Annotated in this window: 11 protein-coding genes and 1 pseudogene; 6 read left to right on the forward strand and 6 right to left on the reverse strand. The window is 43.8% G+C overall.

The window, feature by feature from the left end:
• Positions 1-296: PleD family two-component system response regulator (locus tag A3763_RS08570; protein ID WP_156495015.1), on the reverse strand; the 296-nt coding region annotated here is incomplete at its 3' end.
• A gap of 393 nt (positions 297-689) precedes the next feature.
• Between A3763_RS08570 and A3763_RS08575 the strand changes: the two genes are divergently transcribed.
• Positions 690-3,149, forward strand: a complete 2,460-nt coding sequence (locus tag A3763_RS08575; protein ID WP_068516129.1) for an RND family transporter — start codon at positions 690-692, stop codon at positions 3,147-3,149.
• 6 nt (positions 3,150-3,155) lie between these two features.
• Here the strand turns inward: A3763_RS08575 and A3763_RS08580 are convergent, their stop codons facing one another.
• Positions 3,156-3,446: a hypothetical protein gene (locus A3763_RS08580; protein WP_068516158.1), complete on the reverse strand. Its 291-nt coding sequence runs from the start codon at positions 3,444-3,446 to the stop codon at positions 3,156-3,158.
• A gap of 221 nt (positions 3,447-3,667) precedes the next feature.
• Here A3763_RS08580 and A3763_RS08585 point away from each other — a divergent pair, with 221 nt between their 5' ends.
• From A3763_RS08585 to A3763_RS30085, 4 genes and pseudogenes are all read left to right on the forward strand, one after another.
• Complete coding sequence (locus A3763_RS08585) at positions 3,668-4,435, forward strand: ABC transporter substrate-binding protein (protein WP_068516132.1); 768 nt, start codon at positions 3,668-3,670, stop codon at positions 4,433-4,435.
• Positions 4,432-7,365: an EAL domain-containing protein gene (locus tag A3763_RS08590; RefSeq protein WP_068516134.1), complete on the forward strand. Its 2,934-nt coding sequence runs from the start codon at positions 4,432-4,434 to the stop codon at positions 7,363-7,365. The genes A3763_RS08585 and A3763_RS08590 overlap by 4 nt, the downstream gene beginning before the upstream one ends.
• Positions 7,366-7,370: 5 nt before the next feature.
• The gene (locus A3763_RS08595) at positions 7,371-8,096 is read left to right on the forward strand and encodes a Sir2 family NAD-dependent protein deacetylase (RefSeq protein WP_068516137.1); all 726 of its coding nucleotides are present in this window, start codon (positions 7,371-7,373) and stop codon (positions 8,094-8,096) included.
• Position 8,097: 1 nt separating this feature from the next.
• Positions 8,098-8,480 (forward strand): annotated as a pseudogene (locus A3763_RS30085) (BLUF domain-containing protein).
• On the opposite strand, the gene A3763_RS08605 reads toward A3763_RS30085, so the two are convergent.
• The 4 genes from A3763_RS08605 to A3763_RS08620 form a co-directional block, all read right to left on the reverse strand.
• On the reverse strand, positions 8,481-9,017 hold the full coding sequence (locus A3763_RS08605) for a DUF924 family protein (protein WP_068516141.1): 537 nt from the start codon (positions 9,015-9,017) through the stop codon (positions 8,481-8,483).
• Between the two features lie 462 nt (positions 9,018-9,479).
• Positions 9,480-10,337, reverse strand: a complete 858-nt coding sequence (locus tag A3763_RS08610; RefSeq protein WP_068516145.1) for a 2-oxoacid:ferredoxin oxidoreductase subunit beta — start codon at positions 10,335-10,337, stop codon at positions 9,480-9,482.
• A complete protein-coding gene (locus A3763_RS08615) occupies positions 10,321-12,072 on the reverse strand; it encodes a 2-oxoacid:acceptor oxidoreductase subunit alpha (protein WP_068632967.1) in 1,752 nt (583 codons plus the stop codon). The genes A3763_RS08610 and A3763_RS08615 overlap by 17 nt, the downstream gene beginning before the upstream one ends.
• Positions 12,073-12,310: 238 nt before the next feature.
• Positions 12,311-13,387: an AraC family transcriptional regulator gene (locus A3763_RS08620; RefSeq protein ID WP_068516150.1), complete on the reverse strand. Its 1,077-nt coding sequence runs from the start codon at positions 13,385-13,387 to the stop codon at positions 12,311-12,313.
• Between the two features lie 365 nt (positions 13,388-13,752).
• On the opposite strand from A3763_RS08620, the gene A3763_RS08625 reads away from it, so the two are divergent.
• A partial coding sequence (locus A3763_RS08625; protein ID WP_197482859.1) for an NAD(P)H-dependent oxidoreductase subunit E occupies positions 13,753-13,995 on the forward strand: 243 nt, incomplete at its 3' end.

Genomic DNA, 13,995 nt, shown 5'->3' on the forward strand with positions numbered 1-13,995 from the left:
TAAATATCGCCGCCTGACTGAATACCCACAGTAAAAAACTTAGTATCCGTTTTAGCACTAACAAAAATAATGGGGAACCATATAGAGGTATCTTGACGAATAATTTTAGTCGTTTCAAAACCGTTAAGACCAGGCATTTCAACGTCCATCAAAATCAAATCGACTTTCTCTTGCCGACAGAGGTCAATTGCATCCTGTCCACATTCGGCCTCGATGACATCATGCCCAAGCCCGGCAACTACTGCTAGAGACACAAACCTCATAGAACGCTGGTCATCAACAATCAGTACTTTCATAACTCACTCAACTTTTATTAGTCATTACATGCTCAGATCGCTATGGCTAGTTAACGGCCTTTAGTATACTGAGCAACTTATTATGAGAGCGGCCATAATGAAGCACCACAATTGTTACAAGATAAAATCGTTTGTGCTCTAAAGTAGAGTATAGAGTATGCCCAAGCATTTTTCTTACACAAGACGACTCGATTCATAATTTTTTGCGCTCTGATAAAAAACTGTTAACCCAAGTGCAAATAACTACTTGAACAGCCGAAAAATACTGTTAAAGTGCGCACGTCTGGATTCCATAGGACTACATATATCTCTCGCCACGCCCAGAATTGGCAGAGCACCCTATATGTTAAGAATCCATTTGCACTGCACAACAAACTTAGAATAGACGCACCCATGACAGAAACCCCACTGATTCGCCAAATTGTTTCTCGACCCGCACTCAGTTTTATTATCACTCTGGCAATTATCCTCGTATCAGCATTTCTCGCGGCTCAAGTAACAAAAAACACCACGCCCTATTTCTTGGACCGCACCCACACAGAGCGCGTTAAAGAAGATCTGATGACAGATATTTTTGAGCGATCCAGAGAAACCATTGTTATTATTCTCGAGGCAAAATCTGGCGATATTTTTTCTGCAGAGTCACTGAGCTTATTAGAAACTATTCATAAGACTCTAGACTCCGTTGACTTGATAGAAATGATCAATCCTAAACTCAACACAGGCAAGTCACTCGATAAGGCCAGCTTAATCAGTCAATATAACCAAAGCCTGGCGGCGGCTAAAAACGAGCAAGAATCTAAGGAAATAGAAGCATTACTAGGCCAATACCTCTTCCCTATTCGCAATATCAAGTCACTACTAAATAGTGATGACATTTTCATGCTTGAAGATGAGATCACCATTGCCCCCAACTTCGAGCAAGAAAAGATCGCTCAATGGCAACAGAATCAAGGCAAAGAAATATTAGATAACCCTCTGTTTACGGATGCTTTGGTTAGCCCAGACGGCCGCGCAATGGCAATTAATCTTGAACTAAACATCGATACCGACGATAGCGCAAGCACTACTGCGATATTCAATAAGGTTCAAGGGTTGATAAAACCCATCGTTGAATCAAGTAATTTCGATCTCTACTTTTCTGGCTCACCAGTCGTAAATGTAGAAATTTCTAATGTTATGGAAAAGGATAATCAACGCTATTTCCCTTTAATCGTCCTATTAATAGCATTAACACTGGCCTATTTATTTCGCAGTGCCTGGGCCCCGTTCTTTGCGCTCAGCGTATCAATTATCAGTATCGTCATCACCTTTGGACTCATGACCTTGCTGGGCATATCCCTGAATATCGTGACCACGATGTTGCCGATATTCATTATCACCATTGGCGTAACAGATGCCATTCATGTTCTTTCCGAATCTAAATTAGACCAAAACAAAACAAGTAAGCAAGAAGCAACTATTGCTAAAGTCAGTAAACTTTTTCGCGCAATGTTGCTTACGTCGCTGACGACAGCTCTTGGTTTTTTCTCACTTTCATACACCGAAATTACTAATATAAAAGAATTCGGCATCATGGTTGGAATCAGCGCTATTGTCGCGTTTATTATTTCTGTAACGGTGCTGCCTACTTTAATGGCAAATATAAATTTTTCTTCAGGAACAACTCAGCGCCCCATTCGTTTCTTTGAGGCTTTAGAAAACATTGCTAAAAAGCAAACCATTTCTCGTTGCTTCGCACTGCTATTCCTTTTAGTCGTCTTCTCCTTAATCGGGCTTCCTAATTTCTACGTTGACCAACAAAACCTTCACTCCTTCAAAGCCCAGACTCAACTGAGGCAAGATGATGCCAGAATCAACGAGTTACTAGGTGGCACCGTACCAGTGAACGTATGGATAAGCTCAGATGAGCAAAATGGCATCCTTTCTCCTGAGGTATTACGAGTGATAGAAAAACTCGAAGCGCAAGCTAAGCGTCATGATGCAGTTGGCTACACAAGCTCAATATCTGGTTTTATCAAACAGCTACACAAAACCTTATCGCCCAATGATGACAAGATACAAAGCTCAGAGCTAAGTCCGGAGCTTATATCCCAATATTTATTTTTGTTAGAGGGCGGCCCCTCACGAGACCTTGAGTCTATTGCCAAAGTGGGCCCTTACAATGAAACTCGCGTGGTAATCATGTCCAAAACAGATGGCTCCAAGCAGTTACAGCAACTGTTAGACGATCTAGGCCCTATTGCTGAAACCTTACCTGAAGGGGTTTCGTTTAGATTCACCGGCTACGGGAGTATGAATGCTGCCGCCTCAAAAGAAATTATCCAAGGACAACTTTCCAGCATTATCATTTCGGTTGTCGGACTTTTATTGGTTTTGTGCACGATCTACCGCTCAATCCGTATTGGAATAATCGCTATCTTCCCACTAAGCATGTCATTACTGGTCATGTTCGGACTGATGGGTTTATTGCAGATTCCTTTAGATATCGGCTCTAGTCTGCTATGCGGCATTGCCTTCGGCATCGGCATCGATTACTCCATACATATCGTCGAAGCCTACTTACGAAACTTAAAAGCACTTCAATCTAGGGATGCCGCAGCTCAAGCAGCCCTGACAGATATCACCTTCCCAATATTAACCAGCGCTTTTACCATTGCATTAGGCTTCTCAATCCTCTTGTTGTCAGAGTTTCAGCCTATTTTCAACCTCGGACTTCTCATTAGTATTACCATGCTAGTGTCTGCGCTATGTACACTTTTTATCATGCCAAACCTTCTGAAATTAGCTAAGGTAGGAAAAGTAGTAGAGCAGGAAGAAGAGCTCGAACCTTCGATGCTTGCAGAGGGCTAACCAGCCCTACTCAAAAACCTTATATTTTTTGATATACCTGAGTGCAAAAGGCGTCTCGATTAGCATATATGTCAGTAAACTAAACCAGAACCAGTTAGTCTCTAGAATGATCAACGATAACTTGAGGTCTTGACCTTGATATAAGCTGCCAACCACCAAGAGAGATATCACCATAGCAGCCAAGTCGTTCGTAAATAGTTTGTTCAAATCTCGCCCCGCAAACCGAGGATAAACGAACAAATAAGTAAGCGTCACCAATAGGAAATTGATCAATAAAATAAGAGCTTCAGCTTGCATAATCATTCCGATTCAAACTTGTAAACAGCCATCATACCTCGAACTGATAACAAAGTGACTAATAACAAACGTTAGTTGTAATAACGACACAATCTAAAAGCGACACTCCAAACCGGCCAAACTCTACTACACTAATATCACTACCGACATAATAACTAAGTTAGCCTGCTTTTTTGAAATCAGATATCTAGATTTGAATTGGCTTATAAACGGTTAGGTATATGAAGCGTACAAGTGCCACAATTAAAGCATTAACCCTGCTTTTGTTAGTCAGTTTCCATTCACTCTCTAAGGCTGAAACTATCCAAATAGCCAGTGGAGAATATCCGCCGTGGACCTCACAATCACTGCCGGGTGGAGGCTACATTAATCGTCTAGTTAGCGAAGCGTTTAAGCTCCACAACATTGACGTCAAATTTGACTATCTCCCTTGGAAAAGAGCCCTAGAAGCGACTCGAATCGGTAATTATCACGCCACGTCTTTTTGGGGGGAAAGTGAAGAAAGAAGACAAGACTTTCTCCATAGCCAAACGATCGAGAATATCTATTTTGTCTTTTTCTACACTAAAAAACGCTTTAACGGCCCGTTCAAATGGCAAAGCCTTGATGAACTAGGCCGTTTAAAAATTGGCGCTACGCGGAGCTATACTTATAACGATGAATTTTGGCGTTTATACAAGCAAGACAGGTTAAGAGTGTCAATTAGCAATACAGATATAGATAACTTGCGAAAACTAATCAGCGGAACAATCGACTTATTTCCTATCTCTGAATTCACAGGAAAGTACCTGCTTCATAGAAACTTTTCACCAGCTGAAATAGAATCGATCGGAATCAACACTAAAGCACTCAGTGAAGGTAAAAACTATATTTTATTTTCCAAAACCCAGCCAGACAGCCAATACTATCTAAATATTCTGAATGCCGGGCTCGAAGCGCTCAGACAAGAAGGTAAATTTCGAATTTTCCAAGAAGAAATGTTTAAATGAAACAGCTCTATTTATCTCTCATATTATTATTTGGTTTCAGTTTTTATGCGCTGGCTAGCAATCAGCCAATCAGCTTTGATCACAGTACCGAAAACATAGTTCTAGCCAATCATATTGTATATTTTGAAGATAAAGACCACTCACTGACGCCTGGGAATATCCACACAATACAGAATACTCAATGGCAATCTTTACCTGAAGGTCGTGCCAACTTTGGTTTTTCAAGTAGTGCTTATTGGTTTCGCTTTGCTGTACAAAACGAGACGCCTGTTGATATACCCGCTTACCTACACGTCAACTATAGCCAGCTAGATAATATACAGTTGTTTCACAGCATTCCAGGTTCACCTTCTCATTCGGTGACTCTAAAAAAACTTGTCGAAACCGGAGACCGATTCAATTTTGCACAAAGACCCATCGAGTTTCCTACTTTTGTTTTACCGCTTGAGCTCTCTGCCGGGCAGCCTCAAGAGTACTTTGTGAAGGTGAGCAGTGAAGGCTCTCTTCAGGTTCCTATGCAACTATGGGAGCAAGAGAGTTTTCTACTACAAGCGAATAACTCACTATTTCTCTACGGCTGCTTTTTAAGTGCGCTTTTGATTATGAGTGCCTATAACCTGTGCCTGTTTCTAATCATCCGCGACAAAACCTACTTGCTCTACAGCTTTTTCATCCTTTGTATGGCTGGGATGCATAGTTCACTAGATGGCTTTGCCTATCAATGGTTCTGGCCTAGTGCGCCCAGCTGGCATCAAATATCTGCAATTACCTTTATCTCTTTTGGCTTACTATCTACGATGCTCTTCACCCGGACAATACTCCCCATACCAGAGAAAAGTATCCTCTACCGTGGTATCAAGTTGCTTACTTTTTTGACTGTTGTCTCTGCTATCACCAGCCTATTTCTACCCTATCGCCAGGCAGCCATCCTTAATGGTGGCATGACTGTCATAGTGATGAGCAGCGTCACCTTTATCTGCTTGGCAATGCTTCGGTTTAGCCCGCGTATTGCACGCTTCTTCTGCATCGCATGGGGCGCTTACTTTTTGGGTATCGTACTAAAGTCTTCAAGCAAAATGGGCTATTTGCCCTCCTCTACCTTTACCGAATACGCTGGAAATATTGGCGGTGTCGTGGGCATTGTTATTATATCAATGGCATTGGCTGACCGAATCAATAGCGAAAGGCGAGCACGAGAGCAAGCACAATCCCAATCTATTGGTAACCTCAAACGCTTTGAAAACCTCTACCAAAATTCACTTGAGGGAATATTCAGCTACGACAAAAAAGGGACCTTGTTGTCAGCAAACCCAGCCTTTTTGTCACTGATAGGTTTAGAGGATATTCCGTCGTTTAGCGGAAAAACTAAAGACTTAAACGGTTATTACCTTTCAGAAAAAGAGTTCACTGAGTTTTTCAAAGCGGTTAAGAAGTCAGGCCAAGTTGTCGACTACGAAGCTCAGCTCAGCAACTCCCTAGGTGACTCCATGTGGGTGAATATTTCTGCCCGTTATGTGAACGAGCAGGGAAACGAGGAACTGGAAGGAACTCTAATCAATATTAATGAACGAAAAGCCTTTGAACAGCAGCTAAAACATTTGGCTGAGCACGACTCTTTAACAGGCTTTTATAACCGTAGAACCTTTGAGAGTTCAGCAAAAGAGTTATTGCTTAAAGTTCAAGCAGGTGAAGATTCGGCCTGCTTACTATATATGGATCTAGACCAGTTTAAGATTGTGAATGACCTCTGTGGCCACACTGCAGGCGACATCTTGCTAAAAAATATTAGCCAGAAGCTGCTTCAAGAAGTAAAAGCGCTCGGGCCTCAGCAGATCATCGCTCGACTGGGGGGCGATGAATTCGGCATTCTCGTTAGCCAAACAAGTCTTCCCAAAGCAAGGCTTATTGCCGAAAGTCTCAGAGAAGCCGTCGAGAAATTTTTATTTATCTGGGAAGGTAAGCGTTACAGCATTGGCGTCAGTATCGGCTTGGTTGAAATATACCCTTATCACCAGAATGTAGAACAACTACTAGCCATGGCGGATGCTGCTTGCTATATGGCCAAAGACCAAGGGCGTAATCGTGTTCATGTATTCATTGAGTCTGATAAAGACCTACAGTTCCGACAGCTCGAAATGCAATGGGTCACAACAATTAAAGAAGCACTAACGAATGATCAGTTCTTTTTAGTCTTTCAACACATTGCGCCCAACCAAGGTCAAGAGCAAAACTTTCATTACGAAATCCTGCTTCGCCTGATCAATAGCAACGGCAACCTTTGTTCTCCAGGCCAGTTCTTGCCCGCGGCAGAACGCTATAACCTCATGCCTAATATAGATCGCTGGGTCATCAAGAATTACTTCGCTTGGTTAGGTAAACACCCCGAGCACTTGGAAAAGCTCGGCTGTGCCAGTATTAACCTCAGTCCACAGAGCATTGGTCAAAAAGAATTCTCAGCTTTTCTGGTTAATCTCTTTGAAGAGAATAAGGTGCCGCCCCATAAAGTCTGCTTTGAGATCACCGAAAGCATGGCGATCACGCATCTAGATAATACCCAGAATTTCATCGATAAATTCAGGGCGCTCGGCTGTCGCTTTGCACTCGACGATTTTGGCACAGGCTTTTCATCCTATGCCTATCTAAAGGACCTTAATATTGACTACCTAAAAATCGATGGCGTATTTGTTAAAAACTTATGCGATGATGCCGTAAATACCGCAATGATCAAATCAATTGCCGACGTCGCAAGTGCTATAGGCATAGAAACGATTGCAGAGTTTGTTGAAACAGCAGAGATTCAAGATAAGCTGACCGAAATAGGCATCACTTACTCTCAAGGCTATCATATTCATAAGCCAGTAAAGCTTGATTCCCTTGCGCTTGAAGAGAGTAGAGCCCAACCTAACAGCCATGAAGAAGGTAATAGCTAGTCAATATGAGTACCTTATATATTACGGGCGCAGGTGTTAGCGCAGAAAGTGGCATTCCAACGTTTAGAGGTGAGGATGGCTTTTGGACCATTGGCAGTAAGAACTATACCCCGATGGAAATGGCTACGCGCCGAATGTACACCGAAAACCCGGTAGAATTTCTATCTTGGTACTATCATCGTTTTGCAACGTATCGCCATCACGGGCCAAATGAAGTGCACCATTGGCTCGCAGATAAAAACCTGATCACCCAAAATATTGATGGTCTTGATGGTAAGGCCGGCAACAAAGATTATATCGCAATTCATGGGCGCTTAGATCAAATGACGCGTTTTCATGAGCAAGGCCCAACGGTTGAGACTTATCAAACGCCTTGGGAACAAGTGGATGAAGAGAATCTTGTCGACTCACTACTTTCCCTGTTTAAAATTAGTAAGCACACACTTACACCAGAGCTAGACGTTTCACAAAAGCCTTACGTTTTGCTCTTCGATGAGTTCTACACTGATCTTTACAGAATATCAGAGGCACAGGAACGAATGCGTTATGCCTCGAAGATGGTATTTATGGGCACCTCCTTTAGTGTCAATATTACTCAAATGGCCCTGGAAACGGCTGTTCATAACGATATCCCGATAGAAATCGTAGACCCGAAGCCCGTGAAAATTCACTACCAAAATACAACTTATCATCAGGTAAAGGCGTCTGATTATATTAAGAGAGTGACTTAACGTGAGTCTAGTTCAATTGATTTATGTGAGTACGGCTTCCAAGGTTTTAACCCTAGAAGACTTGAAAAGTATTGTTGAAGTCGCAAAGCTGAATAATCAAAAGCATATGATTAGCGGTTTTCTATGCTCAGATAAGCGCTATTTCAACATATCAAAACAGACTATCGCCACAAGGCCTTAAAGCTTATCGTTTATAACGAAACGACTAGCCGCTCTTTTCCCGAGTGGGCAATGGGAGCCGTTCTTAAAGTCGGGAGTCACGAGAAAATACTCGCAAAGTTCAACCCTGATCGTTCATTTCAACCGTATGCTTTAAGTCCAAGTGATAGCCTTAGTTTCTTACAGGCGTTTTCTGAATTCAGAGGGATGCCAAAAAGCACTTAATCAGAAAGACGAGCCTGGCTGCTCCAGAAACGCTAACTCTGGCTGACTCGACTCTCTTCCAAGTATCTGATTACGATGAGGGTAGCGACCAAAACGATCAATAATTTCCTTATGGCGCTTTTCAAATTCAAGATTGCGCTCCAAACCCTTTTGAGAATAAAGCGACAACGCAACTTCATGAATCGCTCTTGATTCACTATGCATGAAAGGCATATACAGAAAACTTCGCTCAGTGGGTTCAAGTGCTAAATCTGCACGACAAGCGATCGCTTCCTGAGCCAGCACCAAAGCAAGTGTATCAGAAGCGAAAGCAGCCGGCGTATCTCGATACATATTTCGAGAGAATTGATCTAGAACGATAATCTCAGCCAACCGGCCTTCGGGGCTTGAACGCCAAGTGTAGAGTTCCCCCGCATTCGCTTGGCGGTGCAAGGAAGCAAAACGCCCTTGAATCAGGGCGTCGAAATCAGAGTCCTTAACAAACCAGCTCGAAGGTTCGATTTCTTCAAACCAGAAACTCAATACAGATTGGCACATTGTTTCAGCTAAGTCCTTAATTAAGTAAAACCTAACTGTAGACCTTGAAACACACAAATGCGAGTCGTCGAGAGCTAAGGGCGACTCGGCGAGGGGTAGAACCCTCTGCCTAGAGAGTCGATAAAAAGTTACAGCCCTGAATGGCACTTACTTAAGGAGAAATTGGCGTCATTCCCTTGAACAAGGGAATCCATTGTTTTGAGGCTAACTCAATGAAATTGAAGGACCATGACTATCGCTAACCTATAGATTTCTAGTCTTTTTTAACTCTCTAGGTCAGCCAAACGGCTGAAAAACAATGGATTCCCGCCCCGCCCAGGCGGCCCTCTCTTGCTGCGCAATTCACCTTGTGCGCGGGAATGACGAGTTTCGGGGCGAAATCAAGCTTAAGTAAGTGCCATTGGTTACAGCCCTCTTTTCAGAAAAGGACTAACTTAAGTAAGCCGCCTTCAAGTCATACATCTAAACCTGAAACGTACGCTGCATTTCGTCCAGCACTTCCCCTTCGTTCTCGGGCTCATAATGCGGAGGCATCCATGCAGGTCTTTCATTCTGATAAATCATACCAAGCCCGAAGCCATCATCCCTCTGAATTTCAGCAGCGGTCTGAATTGGGTCGTGAGTGTGCTCCTGACCAAACTCATGGACCATTTCCTTCCAATGCTTTTGCTCAGGTACAAAGGTGACACACTGGCTCAATGCCTGCACGAAGGAGAAACCTTCATGTTCAATAGCCTTAACGATTAAATCCGTTAGCTGCTTCGGATCACCATAATAACCACGCGCGATAAATCCGGCCCCGGCACCCAGTGCAAGGCTCGCTGGCTGCAGTGCAGGAACACCCGTGCCATGAGGGGTTAGTTTACTGTGATCCCAATCCGAAGGCGTCGTAGGTGAAGCCTGCCCTTTAGTCATACCGTAGACTTCATTATCCATGGCGATATAGGTGAAATTGATATTCCGTCGACAGGCATGCAAAAAGTGATTGCCACCAATAGAAAAACCATCACCATCGCCTCCCACCGCGATGACAGTCAAATCCGGACGTGCCACCTTCAAACCACCCGCCACGGGCAGCGCCCGACCGTGAACACCATGAAAACCGAATAAATGTGTGTAGGCAGGCAAACGAGACGAACAGCCAATACCCGAAATGATAGCAACATTCTCCGGGTCAAGGTTGAGTTTTGCCAAAGCACGGGTTAAAGCAGCTAACACTGAATAGTGCCCACAACCGGCACACCAAATTGGGCTGACCGTAGACTTATAATCCTTCGCTTTTCTTGTTGCTATGTTTTTATTCTCAGCAGTTGGCGACATGTTCTACCTCCAGAGCGTTCTGTTCCCATTGATTAAAGGCACCGATAATATGCTTCGGCCGGATAGGTAAAGGGCCCGGAATAGCCAAGCTTTGGTGAGCACAAGGAAAGTCTACATGCGCCCTTAACCAAGCCATAAACTGGGCACCATGACTCTGCTCGACAACAAGTACTTTTTCTGCACCCTCTAGCTCGCGCAACAGCGCCTCGGTTTGTAGTGGCGCGATCAAACGTAAAGCAATGACTCGGCATGCCTCACCTTGCTCGGTCATTCTTTCAGCCGCTTCTTTAGCTACCGATGAGACCGACCCCCAACAAACTATGGCGCTTTCACCCTGCCCTGACACCTCAGCCCAATGTTCAGAATAATCGAACTGACGAAGCTTCTCGGCGCGTTTCTGCAGCTGCTCGCGATGCATTTCTGTGGCAGCAGAAGGCGTGCCATGTTGGTTATGCTCCAACCCGTCTGCGGTATACATCATGTCTTCTTCACCAGGAATCGACATAGGTGAGATACCGCTATCAGTTAGTGCGTAACGATGATAAGGCGTATCTGAATGCGCTGCGATCAAGCGTTCACCCTTTTCTTGCCAAAGCTGCGGCTCCAGAAGGCTTGCATCTGACTGGGCCATTGATTGGTCAGACAAGGTAATCACTGGCACCTGCAGGTGTTCTGCCAACCACACTGACCAACCCGTGGTAAAGGCACTGTCTGCAATCGATAACATGGCAGTCACCACATGCGGCGCATCGCCATGCAAACCATGTAGCGCCATATTTAGATCAGACTGCTCTGATTTGGTGGGAATACCCGTTGAAGGGCCTCCTCGCATCACATTCACAATTACCAGAGGAGTTTCACTGGCAACGGCCAAACCTATAGACTCAGCCATCAATGCTAAACCAGGGCCAGAGGTAGCGGTAAGCGACGAAACACCGCCAAAAGACGATCCGATAATCATATTGATAGAGGCCAGCTCATCTTCAGCCTGAACCAAACTGCCGCCCAATTTTTCCAAATTTGGCGCGAGCCACTCAAGAATGCCCGAAGCCGGTGTAATCGGATAAGCCGCAACAAAGCGCGTACCTGCCTTTAGCGCACCGAGACCACAAGACTCACTACCATTTACCAACCATTGTGGAGATTTTTCACTCTTATCTGCCAATTGAACTTGCGCCACTTCCTGGTATTGGTCAGCCAGGTTCCAACCCGCAATTAACCAGTCTTCAGCCTGCGACAGCAACTCTTCTTTCTTGGCAAAGTGCTCTCTCAATACCTTCTGTATCGTGCCTTGCTCCAAACCTAAGAATTTAGCTAACAGGCCCGCAGCGACAATATTCTCTCCGCCATCAGCGGTCTCACTTGCCAGTGTATCCAATGGAAGCTCGACGACGCGAGCACCAGAGTCTTTAACAAACTCTGGAGTCTTAGTCTGATCTTTCCCTATGATAACGACACTGTTTTCGTTCAATGGCACTTCAGCACTAAAACGCGTGACATGGTCAGTATCAAGCAAGACGAGTAAGTCGAAATAGTCATCAGGGGATTGAACAGGATGATTTGAAAAACGAAGAAGGCTTAAAGACTCCCCTCCCCTTATTTGCGGCCCGAAAGAGCGTTGCGCCAAACCGAAGTAGCCTGCTTTGGCGCAAGCCTTGAGCAGTAACTGTCCGGTTGTGATAACACCCGTACCGCCGTAGCCAGCGATGGCAATGGAAACGGATTGCTTGGTCATATAGCCTCCTCTTATTGTTTAAGGAAACCATTACACAGAGCGCAGGCTAGGTAAATGAGTCAGATCAAGTGTGGGCAGTTATAGTAAGCCGAGTTTAAAAAAGCTAGGCAGAGGCTCCCCCTCATTAATCAAGGGCGTGCTAAATTGCTAGCGAGCCTTGGAAGGCTCTGTTTACAAAGTGACTACCCACCATCTAGCCGTTGTAAACTAAGCAAAGAGCAATAAAAAACTAAGCATTCTAATTCGGTTTAAAGTTCTTCGGCGATAGACCGTACCAGCGTTTAAAAGCTCGGCTGAAACTTGATGCATCACTATAACCCAAGCTTTCAGCCAAAGTTTCAATGGATATATCCTGTTTTCGAATATGAGCCAGTGCAACGCGCTTACGTTCCTCTTCTAATAGCTCTTTATATGATGTTTCATGAGACTGAAGATGACGCCGTAAGGTACGCGGAGACATACAAAGCTCAGAGGCTAAGGTATCAAGAGACAATTCTTGGAAAATATCTCTACGAATAATGAATTTCACGCGATCTAAAACCGTATTATCAGGGCAAACTTCACTCAAACGCTCCTGACAACATTGTTCATTTAACTGGGCCGAATCTTTGTTGTAGAAAACCAGAGGCTGCTTAAGCAAGGCTTCAGACAAAACAATTCGATTCTGATCCTGATTAAAAAATACCGGCACCGAAAAGAACTCGTCGTAAGCCTCAATTACCTTCGGTTGATCGAAGGAAAAGTGTATCTGGCCCGCTTTATCATGGTCATCCAGCTCAACGCCCCCCATAAAAAAGCGCCCTAAGGAGTAAATTACAGAGCAGGTGAATTCCATAAAATAAGGTAGCGCGTCACCCAAGTCTTGTTTAGGCGTCAGGGTTAACACTCCCAATCCAGATTTTTGCATTTCAAACTTGAAACCCAGTATCTGTGTAAATAAAGGTTGATACTTGGTCAGAAGTTCCATCGCTTGCTGAACATTCTCACTACTCATAATTCGAGCCGCGAGTACTCCATCATGATGCAGAAAACTCTGCTCTCCCAAGTAAAGTGCAAAAGGATGATGAGGAAGCAAACGCCTCGCATTAATAATCAGCTGCTTGTACTGAAGAAAATTTATCGTCTGATCAGTCTCGGATAAATCCTGAAACTGAAGCCCTGTATCTTTTAACAAGGACCTCAGATCTACCTTATTCATCATGAGGATTTTAACTAGCGGCTTAACACGCGCGATAGGGATAAAGACCTCACCCGAAGTCTGATATTCAGTACGTAAGTTTCGGTGCCCGATTTTGGCTATATTTAAAGCGCCCATAGTTAACCTTTTATTTTGTTTTTATTATCAATGAATATTTTGAGTCAGTGAAAAAAGGCTTTCTTACCTTGCCCTAAAATACTCATAAATGTTGCTATATGAACATATCGTATCGAGCAACCAAAGTTTTTGAAAGTAACCATCGCTCATTTCGCTAAAAAGATGTTATTTTTTGATCAGCTTATCATTCCTGCTGATAAATCTCGACATAACATATAAAACTTTCTTCATAGCTTTTTGCCGAAGAATTAACCTGGATCAAGATCAGCTATTTACTCAGCAAGGCTAGCAAGGAATACTTAATAAGAACTACACTATTTAACTTCATGGCTGTACCAAGAAAATAACAACTCAGTAGTCTGCTTATGGAAAACCAGCTTCGTATTTCTGAAATCTGCCAAGGCTTTGATAACAATCCCAAGCGAATGATTGATATCCTTTGGGCGATACAAAACACCTTAGGTTGGATCAGTGGCGACTCAATGAAGTTAGTCGCAGAAAAAACCAACAGTCACCGAGTCGTTGTTGAAGGGGTCGCGAGTTTCTATAGTTTTTTCAAAACTAGCCCTCAAGGAAAAATCATCATTCACCTGAGTGAAGATATAATC

This window comes from Oleiphilus sp. HI0128, assembly GCF_001635365.1.

Bases quoted from the DNA above. Each gene is read 5' to 3' on its own strand.
- A3763_RS08575 (WP_068516129.1), top strand. From the start codon at position 690: ATGACAGAAACCCCACTGATTCGCCAAATTGTTTCTCGACCCGCACTC.
- A3763_RS08610 (WP_068516145.1), bottom strand. From the start codon at position 10,337: ATGTCGCCAACTGCTGAGAATAAAAACATAGCAACAAGAAAAGCGAAG.
- A3763_RS08580 (WP_068516158.1), bottom strand. From the start codon at position 3,446: ATGCAAGCTGAAGCTCTTATTTTATTGATCAATTTCCTATTGGTGACG.
- A3763_RS08590 (WP_068516134.1), top strand. From the start codon at position 4,432: ATGAAACAGCTCTATTTATCTCTCATATTATTATTTGGTTTCAGTTTT.
- A3763_RS08605 (WP_068516141.1), bottom strand. From the start codon at position 9,017: ATGTGCCAATCTGTATTGAGTTTCTGGTTTGAAGAAATCGAACCTTCG.
- A3763_RS08585 (WP_068516132.1), top strand. From the start codon at position 3,668: ATGAAGCGTACAAGTGCCACAATTAAAGCATTAACCCTGCTTTTGTTA.
- A3763_RS08595 (WP_068516137.1), top strand. From the start codon at position 7,371: ATGAGTACCTTATATATTACGGGCGCAGGTGTTAGCGCAGAAAGTGGC.
- A3763_RS08615 (WP_068632967.1), bottom strand. From the start codon at position 12,072: ATGACCAAGCAATCCGTTTCCATTGCCATCGCTGGCTACGGCGGTACG.
- A3763_RS08620 (WP_068516150.1), bottom strand. From the start codon at position 13,387: ATGGGCGCTTTAAATATAGCCAAAATCGGGCACCGAAACTTACGTACT.